Here is a 24,736-nt window from a genome sequence, read left to right as displayed (position 1 = left end):
GAGTCGTCCTGTGCGGGCGTTACTCCATCGAATCCGGGTCGCCGTCCGACTCCGAATCGATCGTCGGCGTCGACTCCCTCGAGGGCCCGCCGTCTGTGAGTTCTGATGTGACGTCTGCGTTCGACTCCCGATCCGATTCGGAGATCGTCGAGCCGGAGCCGTCCGCGAGCTCGGCCTCGTCCTCGTTTCGGGTCCCACTGAAGTACGACGCGACCCGCGCGCCGACGAGACTGACCACGATCGCGACGACGACGAACAGCGCGAGTCGCTCGCCGGCCGTGATCGCGAAGCTCTCGTTCGACACCACGCCGAACTCGTAGGCCGGCACCGAGAACGGCTCTTCGACCCCCTGTTGCTCGAGGAAGTACGCGGAGAACCCGCGAACCACCAGCGAAACGGAGACGACAATAAAGGGCAGGTTGAGGAAGGACGTCCGGATCGGCTCGTCGCTGATGGCTTCGTCGAGCAGTCGGCCGGCGCTGGCCGTCAGGGCGGCCATCGCGAGCCACGGGACGGCGTCGAAGACGAACTGCATCGCCGGGATCACGACGCCCGGCGGGTCGTCGAGACTCGAGACGCCGAGGACGCCGGCGAAGAGACCGACGAGGGTCAAGCCGGCGGCGACGACGTAGGTGACGACCGAGACCTGCCCCGAGTACAGCGACTCGCGAACCTGGTGGGCGACTCTGGCGATCCAGTCGTCGATATTGAACCCCTTGTAGAGCAGGAAGACGCCGATGACGGTCGTGATCGCGGCCGCTCCCTGTGCGGGCCCGAGGAAGGTCGCGAGCATCGGGAAGACCAGGAACGTCAGCCCGATCGGCACGAGCACGGTCTGACGGAGCTCTTCGTCGGCGAGGAACTGCTTGAGCAGGTAGTACGTCGACTCGATGTCCCGCGCCTGTCGAACGACGACGCGGTCGACCGAGTCGACCTGCACGCGGCTCTCGACGATCGGCACCAGTCGCTCGTCCTCCGCGCTGTCGATGACGACGACCGCGGAGTCCGGATCGTACGTGGCCACGAGTTCGTCGATCTGCTTGGCGACGGCTCGGTCCGCCGAGACCATCGACTCTCGGTCCCCCGAGACGACTGCGACGACGACCTCCTCGTTCTCGTCGCGGAGATCCTGGGCGACGCGCAACGTCTCGAGCAGGGAGTTAACTCCCGAATCCTCCGGATCCGCGAGTCCGACGTCGGTTACGAGCGCGCGGACTGCCTCCCAGCCGACGACGGGCGAGCGAAGACCGGTCTTGCGTCCCACGTCGTCGGTCCGGTCGAGACAGACGACCAGCGTTGTCACGGTTGCTGTTCCATGCTGTGTGACGATAAAACCACTTACTCGTTCGAATTGTTGGCGGACGGCGTTCGGCCTGCGTCGACTCAGGTCCGCAGCCGGAACTCGCGGTCCTCGGCGAGCCCGGAGATACCGGCCCCAAAGGCGTAGGCGATCTGCTGGGCACCGGTGCCGACGCGGGCCATCAGCGGCCGATCGGGCTCGAACTCCTCGATGGAGACCTCGTCTCGATCCAATCGATCCGCCAGTTCGGTCTCGATCTCTCGGCGCGTCCCGAGGTGGTCGACCAGGTCCATCTCGTAGGCCTCTTCGCCGAGGTAGATGCGGGCCTCCGTGTCGCGAACGAACTCGCTGTCGAGGTTGCGGCCGTCGCTGACCCGCTCGACGAACGTCTCGTAGTAGTCGTCGATCAGTCCTTGGAGGTACTCGCGTTCGTTCTCCTCGAGGTCCTTCAGCGGCGTTCCGGCGTCCTTGAACTCACCCGCCGCAAACCGCTCGTAGGAGAGTCCGACCTTCTCCGCGAGGTCGCTCGCGTTCACCCGGGAGCCGATGACGCCGATGGAGCCGACGATGCTGCCGTCTCGAGCCCAGAGTTCGTCGCAGCCGCTGGCGATCCAGTAGCCGCCGCTGGCACAGACGTCCGTGGTGTAGGCGACCGTCGGGCCGTCGAAGCGTTCGGCCGCGAGCCGGATGTCGTCGCTCGGGACGACCTCGCCGCCCGGCGTGTTGAGTTTCAAGAGCAAGGCGTCGACGGTCTCGTCCTCGTCGGCGCGGTCGATCTGGTCGACGATGTCGTCGGCCGGGGTCGAGCCCGGACTCGAGGGAAACCGTCCGCCGCCGCCGTCGCGGGTGATCGGTCCCTCGACGGCGACCTCGGCGACGTCGTAGCCCGGGAACAGCGAGCTCGCGATATTGCCCGCGATGCGGAGCCCGACGAGCACGAGCGCGAGCGCGAGCACGATTCCCACGAGGTCCGTCATGTTCGCCGGTGCGACGACGAACAGGGCGATCCCGAGGGCGGCGAACACCGCTGCGCCGAGCACGACGATCAGGAGTCGACCGAGTCCTTCACTGCTAACCATAGCTCACACCTCGAATCATATCGCTACCTGTGGGTGGCATCCGTTAAGCACTGGTGGTTTCGGTGAATCGACCGTCGAACTCACCCGCTCGGCAGAGACCTCACAGCGGAAACGGCGTCGCCTGCCCGTTCCAGTCGCCGGCGGCACATCGGGACTCGAGTCGGTCCAGTCGCGGCCCGACGTGTTCGCGAACGAGCATCGCGAGGGCGTTCTCGGACCCGTCGCCGGTGATCCCGGTCACGTGCGGGTTGTCGGTCGTACCCGAGTCGTCGATCGTTACGAGCAGCACTCGTTCGCGGTCGGCGAACACGACGCGTCCGTGGTGGACGCCGTCGAGAGGGTAGTTCAGCCAGTCGAATTGGGGCTTACAGATCGTCGCCTGGGGGACGGCGGAGCGAACGGCGTCTCGGACCTCCTGTGACCGCGATCCGATGTAGACGTCGACGCCGCGCTCGGCGGCGGCCCGCCAGCGCTCGAGACACCGGTTCTGGATCATTCCCGCGTCCGGAACCGTCACGAACAGTTCCTCCTCGGCGCTGTCGGCGATGTCGTGGGCTCGACTCACGACGTTCGCTCGCCCCTCGATAGTCCAGCACGCACCCACCTCCGACGAACCGAGCGCGGACGCGGGATCGAATTCGGCCCCGACCGAGCCGTCGGCGAACTGTTTCCGGGCCGGCTCGAGTCTCGCGGTGATCTCCCCGAGCGGACTCGCGGTCAGCCAGTTCGCTCGCCACTGCGGGGCGTCGGTCGCGAGCGCGACGGTCTCACTCGAGGCGTCGTACTCGACGAGGCCGACGTCGGCGAGGGCTGGCAGGTGATTGTGCGCGAGCGTCGTCTCGACGGGACCCCGGTCCGTCTCGCTGACGTCGACGAGTCGGGTGTCTTCCTCCCGAGCGACGAGCATCGCAGCCAGGTCGGCGACCGGGAGCGACTCGTCGTGTCTCGAGAGGACGGCACAGGCGATTCGGCGACGAGCAGGTTGGAACGCTTCGAGTGTCTGATCCAGCATCCCTTCGTCGTGTTCCGGTCCGTTGGTTGGGGGGTCGAGGAGACGGGTGACCCACTCGGCCTCGAGAATCGGATGGTCCGCGAGAGCGACGCGGCGCGTCTCGTCGTCGCCGACCTCCCGAAGCACACCGCAGTCGAGCAGTCGCGGGACGTGATTGTGGACGAGCTCGATGTGTACCGTCCGGGACTGGGCTTCGGTGACAATCGGCGACCCGTGCTCCCGGACCGCGACGTCGGTCGCGAGCGTCTCCAGAGATAGCGCCCCATCCTGTTCGAGAAGCGTCGAAAGTACGCGTCGGCGACCGGAATCGGCGAGAACGTCGAACGCAGTAGTCGTTCGCTCGGTAGCGAGGTCCGAATTCATTGCCGGATAGAAACGATGAGTGCGGGAAAGGTGTGTACCAGCGTGCTCTGGTATGACCGAAAGATACCGTTAGAGAACCGTGACGGTCACCCGTTACTCGTCTCGCCGGAGTCGAGGTACGCCGTGAGGAGTTTCTCCTGTGCGACCCGGAGATGCTGGTGGAACGTCTGCCGAGCGATACCGAGTCGATCGGCGATCTCGCTCGCGTCACTGTTTCGCGTCGGCCACTCGAAGTAGCCGCCGTAGTAGGCCGCCTCGAGCGCGGTTCGCTGTTTCGTCGTCAACTCGCGCTCGAGCCGTCGGCGGAAGTCGCCGCGGGGCTCGACCGCCTGCTCGTCCGTGCGTTTCGAGACGAGTCGCATCTCGGGGTACGCCGACGTCATCGTCTCGACAACGTCGCGAACCTCGACGTCCGGACTGACCTGGACGACACAACTCGCGACGCCGTCTTCGACGACTTCCGAACGCATTCGGGCGCCGTAATCCGCGAGCAAGCCGGTGATCGTCGGACCCTGAACGACGAACTCCCAGTGGCTGTCGTCGCCGGTGGTATCGATGCGTCGGACCTCGGTGATCGACCCGTGATCGCCCGCGATCGAGCGGATCCGTTCCGGATCAGCGTCGCCGACCGTGACGTAGTAAACGTACCGCTCGTCGGTCAGCGGCAACACGTGCTCGAGGGAGAGGCGACAGCCGGTTCGAGCCGAGAGGTCGATACAGACGTCCTGCCGGTCGGTCGACTCGAACTCGAGTTCGACGACGGTGTCCAGATAGAGGAGTCGACGGACCGCCATCGCGTTGATCGCGTGCCCGATCGTGCCGCCGAACTCCTGGAGGACCTCCCGTTCGCGGTCGGCGAACGCGGCGGATTCGCGGGCCGCAACGACGAGCATGCCGTACGCACGCCCGCTCGCGACGATCGGCACGACCGCCACCGAGCCGTAATCGCGATCCCGAGCGTCGGTTCGTCGCTCGTCGACGTCGCTCTCGCGAAGGTGTCGATAGCAGTGGACGGTTCCCATCTCGAACGGCGATTCGTCCGGATCGTCGGTCGCGTCCACGAACAACGAGCGGACGTTCTCTACGCCGTCCGCATCGATGCCGGCCCGCGCCTGTGGCTCCCACGGAAGCTGATCGGGCGCCACACCGGTGTCGACCCGGCCGATGATGGCGAACCGGTAGGCGTCGGCGGCGGCGAACGCCTCGACGATCGCCGACTCGATTTCGTCGCGGGTCTCCGCCGCGACCATCGTCTCGTCGATCGTTCGAATCGTCGCGTTGAGTCGCTCGAGGCGTTCGAGTTCGCGCTCCCGGACCTTTCGGTCGGTGATATCCCGACCGACGCCGGTAAAGCCGAGGACGGTCCCGGTTTCGTCGGTGATCCGCGCGCTGTTGAACTCGTACGGAACGGTCGTTCCGTCTTTCGTCAGCACGCGCCCCTCGGCGGTGACGCGCTCGCCGTCTTTCATGATCCGTTCGATCGCGCGCCCGATGTGCTCTCGGTCCGGCGGCGCGATGAACTCGAGCGGGTTCATTCCCTCGAGCTCGTCGGTGTCGTAGCCGGTGAGCTGCTCGAACCGGTCGTTCCAGTGAATCAGGCCGCGGTCGGTATCGTAGGCGTAGAGGAGATCCGGCTGGGCCTCGAAGACGCTCTCCGTGAGCGCTTTTTCCTCGCGCAGCTCTCGCTCGCGAGCTTTCCGATCGCTCACGTCTCGGCCGATACCGGTAAAGCCGAGGACGGTTCCGGTTTCGTCGGTGATCCGCGCGCTGTTGAACTCGTACGGGATTCGGGTACCGTCTTTCGTCAGCAGATCCGCTTCGACGGTGACGTGGGTGTCCTCCTCGAGAACGCGCGTGATGGCGGCGGTGATCCGTTCTCGGTGCTCGGCCGCGACGAACTCGAGGGGTGCCATGTCGGCGAGTTCCGCCTCGTCGTACCCCGTCACCTCCGGCATTCGATCGTTCCACTCGACGTAGTTCCCGTCGGCGTCGAACGCGTAGACGATGTCGGGCTGGGCCTCGAAAACGCTCTGCGTGAACGCTTTCTCCTCCCGAAGCTCTCGTTCCCGTTCGTACTCGGTCGTCCGGTCGTGGACGAGTATCGCATAGCCCAGAAGCTGGCCGCTCCCCTCACCGCTTCCCACACCGACGCACACGGTCGACGATCCCTCGCGGCCCCGATCGACCGCTGTGTTTCCGTTTCCATCCCCGTCGTCGTCCCGAACCGGAGCGATAACCTCGCGGACCCAGCGTCGATCCCCGTCGTTTCGGCGTCGCCAGCCGTCGTCTTCGGCCCGACCCTCGATACGAGCCCGCTCGAGGAGCTGCTCCGGCCGTCCGGTTTCACGGCTCTCCGACGGGAAGAAGATCCGATACTGCGTTCCGACGATCTCGCTCTCGTCGTATCCCGTCAGCGCCGCCGCCCGTTCGTTCCACGTGGCGACGCGACCGTCGGCGTCGAGCAACCAGACGGCGTGGTCGCTGACCAGAGCGGTTAGCTGACGAACGTCGAGATCGATCCCGTTCGGAAACATGGCGTCTTCCGGCGGATCGGCGTCGTCCGGGCCGTCGCCGGTCTCCGATAGTGATTCGCTCGTCGAGTCGTCGCTCTCCGACGAGGAATCCGTCGCTGAGTCGTCACACTTCGACGGGGAATCAGTCATAGGTAGGTGTACGCGGTCGGGGATCGCCAATCATCAGCAACGATGATGTAGGTTACCAACGACCATTCCCGAACGGGAAAAACCGATGGTAGCTATCGCCACGGTTTTATCCCACAGCGGCGGTAGCGACCCGGAACGCCGGCGAACAACGATCGAAAACCGACGACGTTACCGGCGCCCGGGTCGCCTACTCGAGTATGACTGCACTCGCTATCGTCGAGAGCCGGGCCGATCGCGCGTCGGTCCACATCTGCGACCGGCTCCGCGAACTCGCCGACTGGGAAACCGCGACGGACGACTCCCGATCAGCGGCCGAAGGAGGTGGAACGGTCTACCGACTGGACGGCGTCGAACTGCGCTCCTTCGAGGCCCTTCACCTCGAGCTCGAGCGCCCCGCCGACGCCTTCGACTGCGACCCCGACCTGCTCGTCTTCGCGTCGCGTCACTCCGGCGACACGGGGCCGCTGCTGACGGGCCACGTCACGGGGAACTTCGGTCCGGCCGAGTTCGGCGGCGCGGACGACGCCGTCGCTGAGGCGCCCCCGAACGCGCTGGCCCGGCTGCTCGAGGCGTTCGACGAGCTCGCGCCCGACAACTACGACGTCGGGCTGGAGTGTACCCACCACGGCCCTACCGACGTCGGCTGCCCATCGCTGTTCGCCGAACTCGGCAGCGACGACGAGCAGTGGGACGATCCAGAGGGCGCGGCCGCCGTCGCCCGCGCGATCCTCGAGCTTCGGGGGGTCGAACCACATCGCAACAGGCAAATCGTTGGTTTCGGCGGCAACCACTACGTCCCGCGATTCGAGCGGATCGTCCGCGAGACGCCGTGGGCCGTCGGCCACGTCGCGGCCGACTGGGCGCTCGAGGCGATGGGGCATCCGAGCGCCCATCGGGATGTCCTCGAGGCGGCGTTCGACGCCAGCGGAACCGACGTCGCCGTGATCGACGGCGAGTGGCCAGTGCTCGAGGAAACGCTCGCGGAACTGGACTACCGACTCGTGACCGAGACCTGGCTGCGCGAGGTCGGGGACCGCTCGCTCGACCTGGTCGCCGACGTCGAGTCCGCACTCGGAACCGTCGACGACGGAATCCGGTTCGGTGATCGTCGGGACGGTGCGTTCACTGTCGTCGACCTTCCGGCCGAACTGATCGACGCCGCAGAGGGGATCGATCCCGACCGCGTGCGGGAGATCGTCGAGACGAACGCCGTCGCCTTCACGACCGAAAACGGCGGTAGTCGAGTCGGCGCTCGAGTCGCGATACCCGACGCCGGCGCTGGCGATTCGGCCGACGACTCGGTCCCCGATTCGGGGGGCGCGCGCGAGACGATCGTCGCGGAACTGGCGACCGTCCTCGAGGAGAAGTACGACTCGGTGACGCGCGATGACGACGCCGTGATCGCCGAGCGGAGCGCCTTCGACCCGGCGCTGGCGCTCGAGGCCGGGGTTCCGGAGGGGCCGAAGTTCGGCGCGCTCGCGAGCGGCGAGTCGGTCACCGTCGATGGCGAACCCATCAAGCCCGAGAGAGTTCGCTCGAGGGAGACTGTTCAGTTCCCGATCCAATCCGACCGAATAGAGCGGTAATGGTCCCATACCGGGCCCGGTATCGGCATTTGAGCCGTCAGCAGTGGATCAGTAATCTCTCCGTACTGTGTCAGACATCCGTCTGACGTGTAGGGGAAAGGTAATTATGCTCCATATTCTAGACTGGGTCAAGAATGGACTCCATCATCGACGACGCCATCGACGAGGCCGAAAACGGGGAGTCGGGAGGCGCCCCCGACGATGCTCCACCGCAGGACGGGCAGTCGCCGACCGGAGCGGAATCGAACCCGACCGGAACCATGACCGACGACGAACTGGAGGACGTCCTGCAGGACCTTCAGACCGACATCACCGTCGTCGGCTGCGGCGGCGCCGGCGGAAACACTATCAATCGAATGCACGAGGAAGGGATTCACGGCGCGAAACTCGTCGCCGCGAACACCGACGTCCAACACCTCGTCGAGATCGAGGCCGACACCAAGATCCTGATGGGGAAACAGAAGACCAGCGGCCGCGGCGCCGGCTCGCTCCCACAGGTCGGCGAGGAGGCCGCCCTCGAGAGCCAGCAGGACATCTACGACGCCATCGACGGCTCCGACATGGTCTTCGTTACGGCGGGTCTGGGCGGCGGAACCGGAACCGGTTCCGCCCCGGTCGTCGCCAAAGCCGCCCGCGAGGCCGGTGCGCTGACGATCTCGATCGTCACGACGCCGTTCACCGCGGAGGGTGAAGTTCGGCGCACGAACGCGGAAGCCGGCCTCGAGCGTCTGCGCGACGTGAGCGACACGGTGATCGTCGTTCCGAACGACCGTCTGCTCGACTCCGTGGGCAAACTCCCCGTCCGTCAGGCGTTCAAGGTGAGCGACGAGGTCCTGATGCGCTCGGTCAAGGGTATCACGGAACTCATCACGAAACCCGGTCTCGTCAACCTGGACTTCGCAGACGTTCGCACCGTCATGGAACGCGGTGGCGTCGCGATGATCGGCCTGGGCGAGTCCGATTCGGAAGCGAAAGCCGAGGACTCGGTTAAGACCGCACTCCGCTCGCCGCTGCTCGACGTCGACATCTCGGGAGCGAGCTCCGCCCTCGTCAACGTCACCGGTGGGAACGACATGGCCATCGAGGAGGCCGAAGGGGTCGTCGAGGAGATCTACGACCGGATCGACCCCGACGCGCGCATCATCTGGGGGACCTCGATCGACGAGTCCCTCGAGGGCAGCATGCGGACGATGATCGTCGTCACCGGCGTCGAGTCGCCACAGATCTACGGCAAGCCCGACGGCGAGGCCGTCCAGCCCGAAGCGCCCGCACAGGGCGAAGACATCGACTTCGTCGACTGATCAGTCGGCAGTCACCGCTCGCGAGCCGGGAGAGGACCGGGAGGAGTCCATTTTCGTCACTCGAGCGTGTCGCGATATTCGACACCGTACCCTCGTACACGCAGCGGAGCCGACGTGTCGGTGAACGGCTCCCGAAAACGTTCTTGCACACGACGCCAGTCAGTCGAGATAGATGGCGACACTCGAGCGGCTCTGTCTGCACGAATCGGTCGGGACGAAGATACCGCAGTCGGCGTTCGTCGATGCGTTCGACGGGCTCGACGTCCGGGTCGAACTCGTCGGAGACGACGAGTCTTACAGTTCGATGGATGCGGTCGCTTCGTTCGAACCGCGCCCGGAATTTCTCGAGGCGGGCTGGGTCCACTGCATCCGCGCGGGGTACGACGCGTTCGACACCGACGCCTACGAGGTGGCCGGAGTCCCGCTCACCAACAGCACCGGGATCCACGGCGAGACCGTCGGCGAACTCGCCGTCGGCTACATGCTGTCGCTGGCGCGACTGCTGCACGTGTACCGCGATCACCAGGGAGAGCGGGAGTGGCACGACCCGGCCTACGAGCGCCCGTTTACGCTCTCGGGCGAACGGCTCTGCGTCGTCGGTCTCGGAACGATCGGGACTGCTATCGCGGAGCGAGCCGACGCCCTCGGCATGGAGGTCGTCGGCGTCCGCCGCTCCGAGGAGTCCGTACCGTCGGTCTCGCAGATCTACGCCCCCTCCGCGCTCGAGGACGCCGTCGCCGACGCTCGGTTCGTCACGCTCGCGGCCCCACACACGCCGGAGACTGAGGAGATGATCGATGCGGAGATGCTGGACGCGATGCGGACGGACGCCTACCTGATCAACGTGGCCCGTGGGCCGCTCGTCGACGAGGCAGCGCTGGTCGAAGCGTTGGAAGCGGACGCCATCGCCGGCGCCGCACTAGATGTCTTCGAGACAGAGCCACTGCCGCCGTCATCGCCGCTCTGGGACCTCGAGAACGTCATCGTAACGCCACACCGCGGCTCGGCGACGAACCGCTACCACCTCGATATCGCCGAACTGGTCCGCGAGAACGTTCGCCGGTATCGGGCGGGCGAGTCGCTACTGAACCGCGTGGCGTGATACCGTCGGGCTACAGAGAGAGGAGAGATTCCACGGGCCGTGAGATCCGTCAGTCGTCTGCGGCCGCAGCGCCGCCCGTTTCGCCGGCCTCGCTCTCGAGGTCGCCCTCGATGCTCGGCGGGTACTTGCCCCGGTCGAGTTTCAGATCCGACTGCGGGCGCGCCATGCAGGTGAGAGCGTAGTCCTCGGCTTCCTCCTCGGTCAGGCCTCGGGCTGCGGGCTGGGTAACCTCGCCCTCGAGAATCTCGGCCGAACAGGCCAGACACATCCCCACGCGGCAGGAGTACTCCTGAGCGATACCCTCCTCGAGACAGCGACTGAGAATCGTCTGCTTGTCCGTGCAGGTGATCGTCTCGCCGGTTCCGACGAACTCGATCGTGTACTCTGTCATACAGGCTGCTACGAAAGACCCCACTAAAACTCTTTATTCACTATCTGTCGTCTCTGGCACAACGAAAATCGCTCGTCAGTGGCCGTTCGGCGTCCGTCTCCGTCTCGAGTCCACGATTCGGCGCCAGATCGACCGACACGAGTGCCGTCGACCTCGACGAGTCGACAAATAACACATAAAACGTTTTCTTCCCGTGGTGTGGACACTGTTGGTATGAGCACGCAGGAGCAGTCCGCCGCCACCGCCACGTCCGAGCCCCGCTCGCCGGACGTGGTCGTCGTCGGTGCCGGGACTGCAGGATGTTACGCCGCAGCGACCGTCGCACGCGAGGGCTACGACGTCGTCGTTCTCGAGCGAAAGACGGAGACAGAGGCGGGCCACATCGCCTGCGGGGACGCACTGAAGGGTGCGGACGCGTTCCCCGAGGCGATCCCGAAGTCGAAACTCGAGCCCGCGTTCACGAACACCGGCGTCGACCACGGACGCTTCGAGATTCCCCAGGAGGACACCGTCCTCGAGATCCCCGTCCCCGGCGAACTGGCGGTTATCGACCGCTGGGAGTACGGCCGGCGCATCATCGAGGGCGCCGAGGACACCGGAGTCGAGTTCCGGTACGACACCGTCGTAAAAAACGTCAGGCAGGCCGACGACGGCCGCGTCACGGGCGTCGACACGATCCGAAAGGGCGACCCAGTGACGTACGAAGCCGATATCGTCATCGACGCGGCCGGTTCGCTGTCGGTGTTACAGGACAACGTCGACTTTTCCGACTCCACCTTCGATACCAACGTCAACTACTCGCACTTCTGCTCGGCCTACCGCGAGATCGTCCGCGTCGAGGAGCCAGTCGAATGGGACGACGCTCTCGTGTTCAAGCCGACCGAGCGCGCCGCGGGCTACCTCTGGTACTTCCCGCGCACGGACACCGAGATCAATGCCGGCCTTGGCTTCCAGATGACCGAGGAACCCATGAAACTCGTCGCGGACCTCAAGAAGGACCTCGAGAATCGCGCGGAGTTCGAGGGCGCGAAAGTCGAGGACAAACTCGGTGCCGCCCTCCCCACCCGCCGGCCCTACGACTCGGCCGTCCACCCCGGCTACATGGCCGTCGGCGACGCCGCGGGTCACGTCAACCCTACCACCGGCGGCGGTATCGCCGGCGCGGCCTACGGCGGCAAGTACGCCGCCGACCAGGCGATCGAGGCGCTCGAGACCGGCGACTTCAGCGAGGCGACCTTCTGGGAGTACAACGAGCGCGTCATGGAGCACTTCGGCGCGCGCTACGCCGCGCTCGACGTCTACAACATCCTCTCGACGGCTATCGACGTCGACGATCTGATGGGGCTGCTCGCCGCGATGCCCGGCGACAAACTCGCCGAGGCACTCTACTCGGGGAGTACGGATATCGGGCTGAAGCTCAAACTCGAGAGCCTGATCAAGAGCCGCGGCCACTGGGGCACCATCTGGAACCTCTACCAGACCAAACGCTGTGCCGACGACCTGCTGGCCCACTACGAGCAGTACCCGACCAGTCCGGAGGGACTCGCCGGCTGGCAGGACCGCCGCGACGAACTGATGGAGAACGTTTACGAGACGACCGGGGCGGAGCCAAAATACTAAAGAACGAACTTTTACGCTGTCGTTCGAAAGGCGCTGCGCGCCTTTCGTGACTGAGCGAATCTTCGATCCCGCTTAGCTTCGATGAAAAGCACCGGAAGACGTTCCGACTCGCTCACTTCGTTCGCTCCGTGGGCTGCGACTTCCGAGCCCTCGTTCGTTTCACTCACGAGGACACTCCTCCTTCCGCTCGCTCCTGGTAGTCGCTCACAGCAGTCGTCGGCCCACTCGCTCGGCCGGTCTTACGGCTTCGCCGTTCGACTGTTCGCGGCGCTGCGCGCCGCGCACGGCCTCACTCGCGGTAACTGCCGGTGAACCGCCTGCCCTCCCCCGCTGAGCGGACGCTTGCGTCCGCGAGGTCGTCGGCGCGAAGCGCCGACTGCTCGAGGGACCTCTGGTCCCTCGCCGCTCGGAAGAGCGTGCTCTTCCGTAGGGTCACGGACTCCTCGCAGTGCTCGGAGTCCGCTCCCGGCCTGTAAACTTCGAACAACTGTGCATTTGTCTGGCCGGTGTCGTAGGTTCTCGACGATCTCAATCAGCTCATGACTTAAATCCGATTTGGCCAAAAACCTACTTAGTTAGGATATCTCGCTATTCCTGTCGGCAGGTTATATCGTGCTGATGGTAGAAAACCACACACGCCGACGTGCACTGTCACTGATCGGCACGACCGGGGTTATCGCAGTTGCGGGTTGCTTAGGCGGCGACGACGCGGCGGACGACGACGCGGGCGACCACGCCGACGACGGACACGACGATGACGAACACAGCGACGACGAACACGCAGACGAGATGGACGACCACGACGCCGGGGTCCGCGTCGCCCACCTCTCGCCCGACGCGCCGAACGTCGACGTCTGGGTCGACGGCGACGCCGTCCTCGAGGACGTGCCCTACCGCGCGGTCAGCGACTACCTCGAGCTCCCGCCCGAGACCTACGACGTGATGATTACGGCCGCGGGAGACGCCGACACCGTCGTCTTCGATGACGAAGTCGAGGTCGGTGACGGAGACTACACGATCGCCGCCCTCGGCGAACTGGCCGAGGAGAACCAGCCCTTCGAGCCGGTCGTCCTCGAGGACGACCTGAGCGATCCCGGCGAGGACGCGCGGGTCCGACTCGTCCACGCCTCGCCCGACGCCCCTGCCGTCGACGTCACGGTGGGCGACGGCGAGACGGTGCTGGTCGAGGACGCCGCGTTCGGCGACGCCGCGGCCGTCGAAGTCGCCCCCGACGCGTACACGCTCGAGGTCCGCCCCGCGACCGAGGACAACGACGGCGACGTCGTCGCGACGTTCGACGTCGAACCCGAAGCCGGGACCGTCTACTCCGCGTTCGCGGTCGGCTACCTCGAGCCCGATGCGGCCCCCGCTGACGAACCCTTCGACCTCGAGGTCGTCGTCGATTATGAACACCACGACGACATAGACGACGACTACGAAGATGACGACCACGAGATGGACGACGATCACGACGGCGACGACCACGACGACGAAGACGACGGCTACTGACCGCCGGTGGTCGCCGAATCAGGCGTCTCGAATCGCAGCCGTTCGATCCGCTTTTTTGTTGGGGGATGCGTTCCGAGCAGTCGCCGAGCCACGAATCGCCTCGAGCGGTCGAAAAATCGGTGTTCCTCCCACGGCGGCGGCACGATCGAGAACGCGGCCGCCGTTCGATGGCGTCGCAGGTCGGTCGTCGGCCGCCGCGCGACCGATCGATCGAGCGTTTCGAGAGCGCTCGCGAGGGCTGCTGGCTCGCCCGTAATGGCGACCGCGCCGTCGTCGGCGACGTACTCACGATAGCGAGCGACGGCGATGACACACCACCGGGAGAGCGCTTGCAACAGGAGCGCGAGCAGTCCGAGGTAGCCGGCTCCGTCGTAGCGCTCGAGGAACGCCTCGGCTTTCGCCGCCGGAATCGTCATCACCGACATGATGGCCGCATCGCGGTTCGCGATATGCGCGAGTTCGTGGGCTAACACGGCCTCGAGTTCCCGCTCGTCGAGCTCTTTGACCAGCCCCCGCGAGAGGACGATCGTCGACTCCGCGGGGTGGTAGCCGACCGTGAGCGCCGTCGGCGTTCGCGTCACGGCTATTTTAACCGTCGGTGTCGGAACGTCCGCTTGCCGGGCCAGTCGATCGACGCGCCGGCGGATGGCCTCGAGTTCGGGATCGCGCTCGAGGTCGGTCAAGAGATGCACCGAGTCGTCGAGCGTTCGCAGAACGGCGACGTCGCCCGACAGTTCGGCGCGTACGGTGTGGACGAAATGGGAACCGACGACGATCAGTGCTACGACGACCGGAACGGGCACGAAGAACAGTTCGGCACCCACCAGCTCGACGAGCCAGCGACTCGCGGCGACGAGCGCCAGTACGCTGGCGACGATAGCGACGGTCTCCTGCCAGTTCATCCGTCGCCGAACGGACTCGAGCGCTGCTCCCATCTCCGAGGCGATCACCTGAGGATCGTACTCGAGGCCATCCGTGCGCGCGACCCGAACCGATTGGTAGCCCGCGAAGGCCACCACGAGATAGCAGCCGACGCCGACGACGGCGGCGATCGTCGGTACGGACGCGAGGACAGGAAGAACCGTTCCGAGGGCGAACCAATACACTACCCCGCCGAGAAGCAACACGAACAGGAACTCTGCGACCAGCAGTACCAGTAACGCGACGAGCAAGAACGCACTCGCGGCGACCATTCGGGCCCAGAGTCCGACGCGGACGCGGCGTTGAGAGGTTCCTCGCATGGACTGTTCGACCGACGCCGTGGAGTTCGAGTCGACGCGCCGAGACGCGTCGGTTCGATTCCGACCGATACGTTAGCTACCGAATACGTTCTGACGAAGTATACATATTTGCTTCGCTGTCACGTGACCCGGCAAATTCGGCGTTCCACGTCGTCGGAGTGCGGTCTCGATGCGAAATAACCGGAAGCGTCAATCAGGCCTGTTCGCGGCTGATTTGCTCGATCGCGCCGCTTACGACGTCGATCCCGTGGGCGAGGCTCGCCTCGTCGACGTCGAACGTCGCGCTGTGGTGGCCGCCGGGATGGTCGGTCCCGATGCCGACGTAGCAGGCCGTCCCGCCGTTGTCTTGCACTGCCTGCATCAGGAACGTCGCGTCCTCGCTGCCGCCGAGTTCGTCGCGCTCGAGGACGCTCGAAACCCCCTCGGTTCGGCCCGCCACGTCGGCGACGATATCGACGAGTTCCTGGTCGCTCGTCGCGCTCGGCGCTTCGGCACCCGTCGAGAACGCGACCTCGCAGCCGTGCATGTTCGCGGCGTTCCGGACGATGTGACGGGCCTTCCGGTCCATGTAGTTCATGAGTTCGGTCGTCTCGCCTCGGACCTCGGCGAGGATGCGCGCCTCGTCCGGAATGATGTTAGCGGCGCTGCCGCCGTCGACGACGCCCGCGTTGATTCGGGTCTTACCGTCGTTGTGCCGCGGGATGCCGTAGAGGTTCTGGACGGCCGTCGCCATCGCCTGCACCGCATTGCGACCCTGTTCTGGGTGGCCGCCCGCGTGGGCCGACTCGCCCGAAAACTCGATCTCGAGGTGTTTGACCGCGAGGAAGCCGTCGATGCCCGCGACGATCTCGCCGGTCGGGTGGTCGAGTCCGATGTGGATCGCGAGCAGCGAATCGACGTCCCGGATGTGTTCGCTTTCGGCCATCGACTTTCCGCCGCCGACGACCTCCTCGGCGGGCTGGAAGAACACCTTCAGCGTGCCCTGAAAATCGCTTTCCGCGATTCGCTCGAGCACGCCGATGCCGATCGTCGCGTGGGCGTCGTGGCCGCAGGCGTGCATCGCCCCCTCGTGTTCGGACCGGAAGCCCTCCGCGGCGGGTGCGTGGTCCGGGTCGTCGCTCTCCCGTCGAGGGAGGGCGTCGATGTCGACGCGGAGGCCAACGGTCGGCCCCTCGCCGCGCTCGAGGACGGCGACGGCGCCGGTGTGGCCCCCTTCGAGTCGCTCGAGGACGGCCTCGTCGGCGCCGGCCTCGCGGGCGCGCTCGAGCCAGACGGCCAGTTCGGCCTCGTCGGGGACGGCCATCCGGTGGTCGCCCGCGATCGCGTCGGGTCCGACGTGGAGTTCGTCGAGGTCGACGCGCGACTCGAGTTCCGCGATGATTCGTGCGGTGGTATAAAATTCACACCAGGCGGGTTCGGGTTTGCGATGCAGGTCTCGGCGAAGGGAAACGAGGTCGTCAGTGCTCATACCCTACACTCGTCGGGAACAGTAAAAAGTGCTTTAGCTCGTCTCGGGACGACCGTTCGACCGACTCGACTCTCTTACTCGCCGTGAGCAACGGCGATCGCGAGGTCTTCGAGCGCGTCCGCGATGCCTGCGAGTTGTTCGTCGACTCCCTCGAGACCGTGGTGACGGGCCAGATACTGCGGATCGTTGTACGTTACGAAGACCGCACCGTCGACCTCCCACACGAGCAGCTTCTGTGGGAGATCGATCGCGACCGATCGGCTCGCCCGCATGAGCGGCGTGCCGACTTCGGGGTTCCCGAAGAGAAACAGCGTCGTCGGTGGTAACTCCTCGTCGACGGAGGCGGCGTTTTCGGCGTGATCGACGGTCGTAACGAGCATCAGGTCGCGGGCCTCGAGTGCGGGTTCGACGCGCGCCAGCGTCGTCTCGAAGTCGGCGTCGCTCTCGAGAGTTACGAGCCCAGAATCGTCGGTCTGCGTGTTCGAATCCGCTTCAGTAGCGTCGTCATCGGCTGCGACTGCTGCCGAGCCAGCACCGATGACGGCGCCCGCACCGAGTAGTTGGACGAATCGTCGCCGTGCGGTTCCGTTTTGATTTCGTGTCATTAATTCGCCAACACGCAGATCGTATCCGTAGTTATGCGGAGATCTGGTCGGCTAACGGAATATTTGGCGCTGGAACGGTCAGTGAAAGGACTGGGTATCCGACTCGAGCACGGTGTCGCCAACGGTTCGGTCACTCGTATCCGATCACCGGCGGCGACTGCGAGGAGGACGACTCAGTTTCCACGGCCCGCGCCGTGGATCTGTTCGACTTCGGCCTCGATGTGGACCGAATCGGGGAAGTTCTGCGAGGCGATGTTGCGCGCGAGACTGTCGTGGCCGTGGATCTCGAGTTCGCGGGTGAAGACGGTGTAGTTCCACGAGTCGAACCGGCGGTCGTCGTCGCCGTGAAGCCGACACCGCTGGGGAACCGAGAATTTCTCCGGCGGATGGGAGTGGGGTCCCTTCAGCGCGGCCCCCTTGCGTTCGGCGGAGGTTTTGATGTCCTCGACGATGCCGTCGAGCGCGGCTCGATCGCCGCTCTGGAGCGTGAGACGGGTGACGAAGGTCATGTGGGGTATCGTACAAACGTGAACGGTCGGCGCGTAAAAACCTGCTGAGATTCCGTTACGGCGGACGAACAGTCCGATATTCTCTTAACGTCGCACCTGTTAGCCAACTTAATGGCAGTCGAAGCTACGAGCGCAGGCGCGATCCTCTTCCGCGATACGCGGGGCCGGCGCGAGTATCTTCTACTCAAGAGCCGCCCAGGCGATTGGGAGTTCCCCAAGGGCGGTGTCGAAGGAGATGAAGAGCTACAACAGACGGCGATCCGCGAAATAAAGGAAGAGGCAGGTATCGACCAGTTCCGGCTACTCGACGGCTTCCGGCAGGACTACAACTACGTCTTCGAGGCGAACGGCACGACGATCCACAAGACCGTTCACCTCTTTATCGCGAAGTCCTTCGAGGCGAGCGCGGAACTTTCGAACGAACACCGCGACCTCCAGTGGCGCGACTACGAGCAGGCGGTCAACACCGTCACGCAGGACGGGCCGCGGGAGATCTTAGAGGACGCGCACGTGTTCCTCGACGAGTGGGAGGAAGAAGACGAAGAGTAGGGGCCACGATCCTCGCGGTCGGGTCAGTCGGCCGTCCGGTCTGAGCCCTGTGCTCGTCGATCCGTTCGAGTATCGGTCATGCGCCGACTGATTTGCGAGTCTCGGTTTTGGTGATCTCAGTTTCGAAAGAGCACTCGACGCGGCACGCGTTCTGTCGCGAGGAGCATCGGTAGCTGGCTCGCCGATCGCAGTCGATTACTGCTGCTTGACGACGACTGTATCCGCCACGAAGTCTCCAACGCGCTGGTTCTCGTCGGTGAGCAGTATCAGTACGATCGCGACCAGATTGAGCGTCGGCAGGCTGTCGATCAGCTAGAGCAGGTTGCGCAGGATCGACGACCCGATCGTACAGTCGGAGCCGTCGGATTTGACGACGACCAAGCCGAGCATGTACTTGCCAGGTGTGTAGCCGTAGAGTCCCTCGAGGAGGAACGCGTAAACCAAAACGCCGACGAAGCCGATCAGCGACAGGAGCAGAAAGGCTATGTCACCGAGGATGGCACCGAGCCCGATAATGACGGCCCAGAGCAGCGCCATAATGAGCCCGTCGAGCAGGAAAGCGAGGATTCGCTGACCGATCACGTCGCCGTTCGTGCCGAGTTGCGGTGCGGGATGTTTTTCCATACGCTTCCCGATTACAGTCAAATTTCATAAGAGTTTTTATTTAAATACTGTCGTCCGAGGAAGAGGGTTCCCGAGGTGTGTCTCTCCGTCAGAGCTCACCCAAATCCGGACTGTGAGCGACCGCGATCGACACCGCGAGCGGATCGAGTAGCGCTTTTCGTTCTCCGCTCCGAACGGCAGGTGTGGCTCGTCACACTGCCGAGTTCGGCTTCGAGTTACGGACCTGTCGGTGGGCCGAACGCGTCTGGCCGCCCGACTCCGCGAGCGACGACCGCGCAATCGTCGTCGCTCGGCAACTCGGGACGAAACGCCGCCGCTGGGACACCATCGTCCTCGAGTGCAACCTCGAAGCCCTCCGCGAGCGCGCGAACTTCGGCCGAGAACGACTCGACGGCAACCTCCTCCACGTCGTCCGTAACGCCCCCGCGGAGTGGACCTACTACCGCGACTGTCTGCCCCATCCCGGCTACCCGTGGCGATACGTCCGCGAGGCGATACACGAGGCCGACGACCGGGACATCCTCGAGACCAGAAAGAACGGCAACCGCATCGAGATCCGTCGGAAGTGGCCCTACCCCGACTGGCTCGAGCGAATCGTCGCCATCGAGAACAAACCCGACCTCGACGCGAGCGCAGCGCGCGCGCTGGGTTCACAGCTCGAGTACGACGTCGCGATGGGGCTGGCCGACGAGGTCTGGGTCGCCACGCGCGAGACGGGTGACGCCGTCGAACCCGCGCTGTTCGAGCGGCTCCCGGTCGAAGCGGGTATTTTGACGCTCGAGCCCGAAACGCTCGCGGCCGAGATCGAGTGGTATCCGCGGTCGCTCGCGGTCGACGAGCCGGGGACGCGGATTCTCGAGCGTCCCGACGGCGGGACGCGAGACGGCTCGGCGGCGAGGTTCGAGTACGTCGATCCTGCGGTAAAGGCCGACAAACGCCTCGCAATCGCCGAACGAGCCTACGAGCGCGGCTGGCGCTCGTTCGTCGACACCATGCGTCCCGACTGTCGGCACTTCGAGTTGCGCGCGGCGGACGACAGCCAACTGCGCCCGCACTGCGCCGACAAGGGCCGCTGCCAGACGGCCGCCGAGTGTTCCGGAAACTGTCCCGCGTTCGAACCGGAACCGCCGGTCTGGCGAACCCAGGGGTGGCCGATCGAGGGCGGGCCGGGAAAACGCTGTCAGCAACTGCTCGAGGATCGCCGCCGCCGTCGGCGACCCGGGCTGTAGCTTCGCCGAAAACGCCGCTGTTGCCCTCCCCAGTCGGAAGCCGGCGTCTCGCGTCACTCAGTCGGCGACGCTGACCTCGAGTTCGTCGCGCTCGACGGCCAGCCGGAACGTGGGGACGGTGCGGTACTCGACTTCGACGACACCTTTGCGCCGTAGACTCTGTAGCCCCGAGCGAACGTCTTCGGAGTCGGGGTCGACGTCGAACTCGTCGCGGAGGCTGTGCAGGACCGAGACTACGCTCTCGGATTCGTCGTCGGGACCGGCCAGCACCGCGACGATCTGGGCGTGGAGTTCCGGCACGCGGATTCGGGACGGAACCCCCTCATCTTCGGGATCGCTCTCGATTCCGGGTTCGACGTCGACGAGATCGTTGGCCTCCGCCGTCGCGCGGATCAGGCTGTTGTCGTCCCGGAAGTAGTAGTCGCCCAGTTCGTTCTCGAGGTACTGGTGGACCTCGCTGCCGCTTTCCATATCCCATCGCTCCTGTAGCTCCGAGTTCTTCGTCGGCTGTAGCTCCACCACGTCCGCCAGTCGTTCTGTGGCCTCCTCCGAGAGCGTCATCGTCGAAGCGTATGCGCATCCGCTACTTTTGCGTTGCGTCCCGACGCCACCCACGCAAACGGAGCGATCGGTGGCCCGAACCCCCTCGACGCGGCTTCACACGCCGGTATCGTCGCTATCAGTCGACCTCGCGGACGAACGTCCGCACGTCCTCGACGAACAGCTCCGGAACTTCCATCGCCGCGAAGTGTCCGCCTTCGGGCATCTCGGACCAGTAGGCGACGTCGTAGACCGCTTCGGCCCAGACGCGTGGCGTCTTGTGGATCTCCGCGGGGTATCGCGCGTGGCCCGTCGGCACGTCGACCGAGTCGGGCGTCGCGGACGCGACGTCGGTCTCGTAATAGACGCGCATCGAGGAGCCGATCGTCCCCGTCAACCAGTAGACGCTCAGGTTGTCGAGCAGTCGGTCGCGGTCGAACGAGGACTCGAGGTCGCCGTCGCAGTCGCTCCAGGCGCGAAACTTCTCCGTGAGCCAGCCTGCGAGCCCGACCGGCGAGTCGGTGAGCCCGTAGGCGAGCGTCTGGGGTTTCGTCGCCTGAATCTCGTGGTAGCCGGTCCCGGTCTCTCGGAACTCCTTCGTCTCCTCGTAGTCGGCCCGTCCCCGCTCGTCCAGCAGGTCCATCGGCTGCTCGAGCGTTGACGGCGTCAGGAAGAGCATATTCGTGTGGATCGCGTCGACGCGATCGGGGTAGTTCGCTCCCAAAATCGCCGTGATCAGTGCGCCCCAGTCGCCGCCCTGGGCGACGAACCGATCGTAGCCGAGTCGGTCCATCAGCGTCGCGAAAGCGTCAGCCATCCGCGGGACGTCCCAGCCCGGTTCGGTGGTCGGCCCGGAGAAGCCAAAGCCTGGCAGTGAGGGCGCAACGACGTGGAACGCGTCGTCGGGGTCGCCGCCGTGGCCGGCCGGGTCTGTCAGCGGGCCGAGGACGTCGAAGAACTCCGCGACTGAGCCGGGCCAGCCGTGGCTCAACAGGAGCGGGGTCGCCGACGGCTCGGGCGATCGGACGTGATAGCAGTGGATCCGCTGGCCGTCGACCACGGTCGTGTACTGATCGAACGCGTTGCAGCGCTCCTCGAAGGCCGACCAGTCGAACGCCTCGCGCCAGTACGCACAGAGCGACCGCAGCGTCTCGCGTTCGGTTCCGTACGCCCAGCCCGCGTCCGGCAGTTGGTCGGGCCAGCGCGCTCGCTCGAGTCGGGTTCGAAGGTCGTCGATTGCATCCCGATCGACTGCCAGTTCGAAGGGCTCGATCGACTCGTCGGCTGTCGTCATACGAGCTGGTACGGTATCGTGTGTCAAAGGGGTACGGGCTCCGGTCGTCGCTCGCTTTTCGGTCGGTCATACTGTCGGGCAGAACTACGTGAAGATCGGTCGCTCTACTGCGGCCGTCTCCGACGGCGACGTCCGCAGAACGGATGCGTTCTGCTGGGCATCGCAACCACGGGGTTGCTCAACGGCCGCGAATTCGCGACCGACTTCGTATCGACTTTCGTCCGACAGATCAATCGCTCCCGACGACCGGGACCGGCCGCGTGCTCTCGAGGGTCTCCTCGATCTGCGTGTAGACGAGAATCGTGCCGAAGACGGCGAGGACGGTGCCGAAGACGAACGGCACGTAGAAGTCGTAGCCAACGAGTGCGCCCGAGGAGAGCGGACCGATGGCGATCCCGTAGCCGAACGCCATCGTCAGAATCGAGAGCTTCGAGCCGGATTCCCCTTCGCCTGCGAGGTCGCCCGCCAGCGCGAGCGATGGCGCGAACACCATCGCGCCCGCGATGCCCTGTGCGAGTCGGGCCGCGAACATGAGTTCGGACGAGAAAATAAAGCCCTGGACGAGCGTCGTCGGGATCAGGAGGATCATCCCGCCGAGGATGAACGGCCGCCGTCCGTAGTAGTCGCTGGCTCGACCGATCGGCGTCTGCAACAGGACCTGCGCGAGGATGAACGCCGCAAACTGGAGTCCGAACCAGGTCGATCCCTGCTCGAGGCGAGCGTTGACCTGCGGTTGAATCGTCGCGAACAGGGCGATTGCGGCCGCCATGAACAGCGAGGCGACGCCGAGGGTGAAGATCGGATCGAGCAGGTGTTTACCGGACGGGTCGCGAATCGCGATCGAGAGGTCCGCGCCCGCGTTCGCCTTCGTCGCGTCGGGATCGGAGATGAGGACGGTGACGAGCAAGTAACTGATTAGCGCCGTCACCGTCGCGATGTAGAAGACCGCGTCGAAACCGGTGACTTCCAGGCCCGTCGGTATCGTGTACGGTCCGAGGTTGACGACCGCCCCGGCGGCGATGGGACCGGCACCGAACCCGATCAGTCGAAACGTGTTGTAGACGCCCATGTTGCCGCCCCGATCCTGCGTCGTCGCGAGTTCGTTGACGAGCGCGATCGACGCCGGGACGATGAAGGAGACGCTGACGCCCTGTAAGCCGCGGATCACTAGCAGCGAGAGGTACGATTCCGCGAAGATGTACGAGAGGTTCGTCACGGCGAGTCCGCCGAGCCCGATCAGGATGAACGGCTTTCGACGGCCCACTCGGTCGGAGAGGCGACCGGTAAACGGCTGGAAGCTACTGTTCAGGAACCCGAACAGGGAGAGGATGATTCCGATGACCATCGCCTCCTCGAGGCCGAACGTGGCCCCGCCGACGATGTCGCTCGCCACGTACAGCGGGATGACGATGATCAGAAACGAGTTGCCGACGCCGTCCGCCATCCGGGCGAACGCCAGCGCGAGCACTCGCCGGTCGACCGCGAACTGCGCGACGATCCGACGAGCGAGGTCCCGCATTGGCTATAGCTGCGATAGCCGGTCCGATTATCCTTTCGAACCGAAATACCCGCGGGCCAGTTCGTCGGCACTCGCCGGTAATGTCTCGTCGCCTCGAGTAGCGGAACGCAAAACTGGCGGGCACGACTGACTCAACCGGGTCGTCCCGCGCGGCGTCGTCAGTTGATCGTCGTGTGTTCGGACTCCTCGTTCAGCGCGAGGTTCGCCGCGATCTCGGCGTTTCGCATCGCGTACTGGGCGGTCTGCTGGAGGCTGACGAGCACCTCTCGGATACGAAGCAGATCCTCGTTGTCCATCTCGGGGAGTTCAGCGAGGATCTCCTTTTCCTGATCGGAGATCTCGTGAAAGAGCGTGCGAACTTGGTTGGACTTGTCGTAGTCGCGCTCGACGGCCGCCTCGACGGCGAGCGACGTGATCTCGTCGACCGACTCGTTCAGTTCGCGGATGTCGCGCATGACCGAGCTATCGACGTTTAAGCTGTGGCCCTCCGTCTCGATGACGATATCGGCGATGTCCTCGCCGTTGTCGGCGGTTAGCTCGAGGTTCTTCGCGATCGACCGGTAGCCGATCAGCGGGAACCCGGTGTTGAGACCGACCGCGCGCGCGAGGTTCGGGTTCTGGTAGGCCGTAAAGATCAATCGAAGCAGGAGGACGAAGATCTTGTTCGCCTGTCGCTCCCGGTTCAGGGCGCGCTGGGCGAGATCGGGGTTGCCGTGGGCCAGGGCTTTGATTCCCTCGCCGCGCATCGTCTGTCCGGTTCGCTCGAGGCGCTCTAAGAGGTTGTCGAGCGTGAAGTCCTCGGGATCGACCGAGCAGCGAATCGAGATGCTCTCGGGAGTCTCCTCGATGACGCCGAGTCCCATCAGCTGGGTTTCGGCCTGGTAGACGGCGTTGATGTGGTCGGACTCGAGCGCGCCGTCTTCGGTGTCGATCCGGATGACGCGCCGGCCGAGCACGTACTGCGCGACAATCGCGCGCTCGACAGCGTCGGCGTCGAGATCGTCGGCGTGGATGATCGCCTCCGTCTCCTCGGAGCTCGCCGACTCGGGCATGACGGTGAGCGTCCCTTTCCCGCTGGTTCGCAGGGAGACTTCGTCGCCTTTCTCGACATCGTGTTCGGACGCCCATTCTGCGGGGAGGGTCATGGCAAGCGTCGACGGACCCAGTCGCTGCACTTTCCGCGTTTCCATATGGACATCTATGGAACGACGACACCTTAATCTTGACTATAC

At 65.2% G+C, this 24,736-nt stretch carries 21 protein-coding genes; 7 read left to right on the top strand and 14 right to left on the bottom strand.

Annotated features, from left to right (window positions below; all coding sequences use genetic code 11):
- Positions 1-19: 19 nt before the first annotated feature.
- The 4 genes from ACSFDB_RS02090 to ACSFDB_RS02075 form a co-directional block, all read right to left on the bottom strand.
- Positions 20-1,303, bottom strand: coding sequence for a DUF373 family protein (locus ACSFDB_RS02090; RefSeq protein WP_440769387.1), 1,284 nt, complete (start codon positions 1,301-1,303; stop codon positions 20-22).
- A gap of 80 nt (positions 1,304-1,383) precedes the next feature.
- The gene (gene sppA / locus ACSFDB_RS02085; protein ID WP_440769386.1) at positions 1,384-2,379 is read right to left on the bottom strand and encodes a signal peptide peptidase SppA; all 996 of its coding nucleotides are present in this window, start codon (positions 2,377-2,379) and stop codon (positions 1,384-1,386) included.
- A gap of 100 nt (positions 2,380-2,479) precedes the next feature.
- A complete protein-coding gene (locus ACSFDB_RS02080; RefSeq protein ID WP_440769385.1) occupies positions 2,480-3,754 on the bottom strand; it encodes a DUF7344 domain-containing protein in 1,275 nt (424 codons plus the stop codon).
- Between the two features lie 86 nt (positions 3,755-3,840).
- Complete coding sequence (locus ACSFDB_RS02075) at positions 3,841-6,417, bottom strand: PAS domain S-box protein (protein WP_440769384.1); 2,577 nt, start codon at positions 6,415-6,417, stop codon at positions 3,841-3,843.
- Between the two features lie 197 nt (positions 6,418-6,614).
- Here ACSFDB_RS02075 and ACSFDB_RS02070 point away from each other — a divergent pair, with 197 nt between their 5' ends.
- The 3 genes from ACSFDB_RS02070 (at position 6,615) to ddh (ending at position 10,406) form a co-directional block, all read left to right on the top strand.
- Positions 6,615-8,003: a D-aminoacyl-tRNA deacylase gene (locus tag ACSFDB_RS02070; protein WP_440769383.1), complete on the top strand. Its 1,389-nt coding sequence runs from the start codon at positions 6,615-6,617 to the stop codon at positions 8,001-8,003.
- 134 nt (positions 8,004-8,137) lie between these two features.
- Positions 8,138-9,304: a cell division protein FtsZ gene (gene ftsZ, locus ACSFDB_RS02065; RefSeq protein WP_440769382.1), complete on the top strand. Its 1,167-nt coding sequence runs from the start codon at positions 8,138-8,140 to the stop codon at positions 9,302-9,304.
- A gap of 172 nt (positions 9,305-9,476) precedes the next feature.
- Positions 9,477-10,406, top strand: a complete 930-nt coding sequence (ddh, locus tag ACSFDB_RS02060) for a D-2-hydroxyacid dehydrogenase (RefSeq protein ID WP_440769381.1) — start codon at positions 9,477-9,479, stop codon at positions 10,404-10,406.
- A 49-nt stretch (positions 10,407-10,455) separates the two neighbouring features.
- Here the strand turns inward: ddh and ACSFDB_RS02055 are convergent, their stop codons facing one another.
- Positions 10,456-10,797 carry a 2Fe-2S iron-sulfur cluster-binding protein gene (locus tag ACSFDB_RS02055; protein WP_440769380.1) on the bottom strand — a complete coding sequence of 114 codons (342 nt, stop codon included), beginning with the start codon at positions 10,795-10,797 and terminating at the stop codon, positions 10,456-10,458.
- 213 nt (positions 10,798-11,010) lie between these two features.
- Between ACSFDB_RS02055 and ACSFDB_RS02050 the strand changes: the two genes are divergently transcribed.
- Both ACSFDB_RS02050 and ACSFDB_RS02045 read left to right on the top strand, forming a co-directional pair.
- Positions 11,011-12,417: a geranylgeranyl reductase family protein gene (locus ACSFDB_RS02050; protein WP_440769379.1), complete on the top strand. Its 1,407-nt coding sequence runs from the start codon at positions 11,011-11,013 to the stop codon at positions 12,415-12,417.
- Between the two features lie 618 nt (positions 12,418-13,035).
- Positions 13,036-13,926 (top strand): DUF4397 domain-containing protein, encoded by an 891-nt coding sequence (locus ACSFDB_RS02045; RefSeq protein WP_440769378.1) that lies wholly within the window; start codon positions 13,036-13,038, stop codon positions 13,924-13,926.
- On the opposite strand, the gene ACSFDB_RS02040 is transcribed toward ACSFDB_RS02045, so the two are convergent.
- The 4 genes from ACSFDB_RS02040 to ACSFDB_RS02025 form a co-directional block, all read right to left on the bottom strand.
- Positions 13,920-15,167, bottom strand: a complete 1,248-nt coding sequence (locus ACSFDB_RS02040; protein ID WP_440769377.1) for a M48 family metallopeptidase — start codon at positions 15,165-15,167, stop codon at positions 13,920-13,922. The genes ACSFDB_RS02045 and ACSFDB_RS02040 overlap by 7 nt on opposite strands.
- A 193-nt stretch (positions 15,168-15,360) precedes the next feature.
- The gene (locus ACSFDB_RS02035) at positions 15,361-16,635 is read right to left on the bottom strand and encodes an amidohydrolase (protein ID WP_440769376.1); all 1,275 of its coding nucleotides are present in this window, start codon (positions 16,633-16,635) and stop codon (positions 15,361-15,363) included.
- A gap of 74 nt (positions 16,636-16,709) precedes the next feature.
- A complete protein-coding gene (locus tag ACSFDB_RS02030) occupies positions 16,710-17,240 on the bottom strand; it encodes a DUF302 domain-containing protein (RefSeq protein WP_440769375.1) in 531 nt (176 codons plus the stop codon).
- 173 nt (positions 17,241-17,413) lie between these two features.
- Positions 17,414-17,749, bottom strand: coding sequence for a 30S ribosomal protein S10 (locus ACSFDB_RS02025; RefSeq protein ID WP_440769374.1), 336 nt, complete (start codon positions 17,747-17,749; stop codon positions 17,414-17,416).
- 111 nt (positions 17,750-17,860) lie between these two features.
- Here ACSFDB_RS02025 and ACSFDB_RS02020 point away from each other — a divergent pair, with 111 nt between their 5' ends.
- Positions 17,861-18,298 carry a bis(5'-nucleosyl)-tetraphosphatase gene (locus ACSFDB_RS02020; protein WP_440769373.1) on the top strand — a complete coding sequence of 146 codons (438 nt, stop codon included), beginning with the start codon at positions 17,861-17,863 and terminating at the stop codon, positions 18,296-18,298.
- Between the two features lie 312 nt (positions 18,299-18,610).
- Here the strand turns inward: ACSFDB_RS02020 and ACSFDB_RS02015 are convergent, their stop codons facing one another.
- A complete protein-coding gene (locus ACSFDB_RS02015) occupies positions 18,611-18,922 on the bottom strand; it encodes an RDD family protein (RefSeq protein ID WP_440769372.1) in 312 nt (103 codons plus the stop codon).
- A gap of 182 nt (positions 18,923-19,104) precedes the next feature.
- Between ACSFDB_RS02015 and ACSFDB_RS02010 the strand changes: the two genes are divergently transcribed.
- The gene (locus ACSFDB_RS02010; RefSeq protein WP_440769371.1) at positions 19,105-20,151 is read left to right on the top strand and encodes a DUF5787 family protein; all 1,047 of its coding nucleotides are present in this window, start codon (positions 19,105-19,107) and stop codon (positions 20,149-20,151) included.
- Between the two features lie 57 nt (positions 20,152-20,208).
- Here ACSFDB_RS02010 and ACSFDB_RS02005 read toward each other — a convergent pair whose 3' ends face one another.
- From ACSFDB_RS02005 to ACSFDB_RS01990, 4 genes are all read right to left on the bottom strand, one after another.
- Entirely contained in the window at positions 20,209-20,712 is a 504-nt protein-coding gene (locus ACSFDB_RS02005; RefSeq protein ID WP_440769370.1) for a DUF5797 family protein, read from the bottom strand.
- 118 nt (positions 20,713-20,830) lie between these two features.
- The gene (locus ACSFDB_RS02000; RefSeq protein WP_440769369.1) at positions 20,831-21,985 is read right to left on the bottom strand and encodes an epoxide hydrolase family protein; all 1,155 of its coding nucleotides are present in this window, start codon (positions 21,983-21,985) and stop codon (positions 20,831-20,833) included.
- Between the two features lie 229 nt (positions 21,986-22,214).
- Positions 22,215-23,504: an MFS transporter gene (locus ACSFDB_RS01995; protein WP_440769368.1), complete on the bottom strand. Its 1,290-nt coding sequence runs from the start codon at positions 23,502-23,504 to the stop codon at positions 22,215-22,217.
- 158 nt (positions 23,505-23,662) lie between these two features.
- A complete protein-coding gene (locus ACSFDB_RS01990; protein ID WP_440765545.1) occupies positions 23,663-24,694 on the bottom strand; it encodes a PhoU domain-containing protein in 1,032 nt (343 codons plus the stop codon).
- Positions 24,695-24,736: the final 42 nt, after the last annotated feature.

The organism is Natronorubrum amylolyticum, from assembly GCF_052040145.1.
Lineage (GTDB): Archaea > Halobacteriota > Halobacteria > Halobacteriales > Natrialbaceae > Natronorubrum.
The sequence above is the reverse complement of the archived record's forward strand: the minus strand, read 5'-3'. Positions and strand labels throughout refer to the sequence as shown.

Excerpts from the sequence above, each read along its gene's own strand:
- sppA (WP_440769386.1), bottom strand. The coding sequence starts at position 2,379 with ATGGTTAGCAGTGAAGGACTCGGTCGACTCCTGATCGTCGTGCTCGGC.
- ACSFDB_RS02080 (WP_440769385.1), bottom strand. The coding sequence starts at position 3,754 with ATGAATTCGGACCTCGCTACCGAGCGAACGACTACTGCGTTCGACGTT.
- ACSFDB_RS02075 (WP_440769384.1), bottom strand. The coding sequence starts at position 6,417 with ATGACTGATTCCCCGTCGAAGTGTGACGACTCAGCGACGGATTCCTCG.
- ACSFDB_RS02070 (WP_440769383.1), top strand. The coding sequence starts at position 6,615 with ATGACTGCACTCGCTATCGTCGAGAGCCGGGCCGATCGCGCGTCGGTC.
- ftsZ (WP_440769382.1), top strand. The coding sequence starts at position 8,138 with ATGGACTCCATCATCGACGACGCCATCGACGAGGCCGAAAACGGGGAG.
- ddh (WP_440769381.1), top strand. The coding sequence starts at position 9,477 with ATGGCGACACTCGAGCGGCTCTGTCTGCACGAATCGGTCGGGACGAAG.
- ACSFDB_RS02055 (WP_440769380.1), bottom strand. The coding sequence starts at position 10,797 with ATGACAGAGTACACGATCGAGTTCGTCGGAACCGGCGAGACGATCACC.
- ACSFDB_RS02050 (WP_440769379.1), top strand. The coding sequence starts at position 11,011 with ATGAGCACGCAGGAGCAGTCCGCCGCCACCGCCACGTCCGAGCCCCGC.
- ACSFDB_RS02045 (WP_440769378.1), top strand. The coding sequence starts at position 13,036 with ATGGTAGAAAACCACACACGCCGACGTGCACTGTCACTGATCGGCACG.
- ACSFDB_RS02040 (WP_440769377.1), bottom strand. The coding sequence starts at position 15,167 with ATGCGAGGAACCTCTCAACGCCGCGTCCGCGTCGGACTCTGGGCCCGA.
- ACSFDB_RS02035 (WP_440769376.1), bottom strand. The coding sequence starts at position 16,635 with ATGAGCACTGACGACCTCGTTTCCCTTCGCCGAGACCTGCATCGCAAA.
- ACSFDB_RS02030 (WP_440769375.1), bottom strand. The coding sequence starts at position 17,240 with ATGACACGAAATCAAAACGGAACCGCACGGCGACGATTCGTCCAACTA.
- ACSFDB_RS02025 (WP_440769374.1), bottom strand. The coding sequence starts at position 17,749 with ATGACCTTCGTCACCCGTCTCACGCTCCAGAGCGGCGATCGAGCCGCG.
- ACSFDB_RS02020 (WP_440769373.1), top strand. The coding sequence starts at position 17,861 with ATGGCAGTCGAAGCTACGAGCGCAGGCGCGATCCTCTTCCGCGATACG.
- ACSFDB_RS02015 (WP_440769372.1), bottom strand. The coding sequence starts at position 18,922 with ATGGAAAAACATCCCGCACCGCAACTCGGCACGAACGGCGACGTGATC.
- ACSFDB_RS02005 (WP_440769370.1), bottom strand. The coding sequence starts at position 20,712 with ATGACGCTCTCGGAGGAGGCCACAGAACGACTGGCGGACGTGGTGGAG.
- ACSFDB_RS02000 (WP_440769369.1), bottom strand. The coding sequence starts at position 21,985 with ATGACGACAGCCGACGAGTCGATCGAGCCCTTCGAACTGGCAGTCGAT.
- ACSFDB_RS01995 (WP_440769368.1), bottom strand. The coding sequence starts at position 23,504 with ATGCGGGACCTCGCTCGTCGGATCGTCGCGCAGTTCGCGGTCGACCGG.
- ACSFDB_RS01990 (WP_440765545.1), bottom strand. The coding sequence starts at position 24,694 with ATGGAAACGCGGAAAGTGCAGCGACTGGGTCCGTCGACGCTTGCCATG.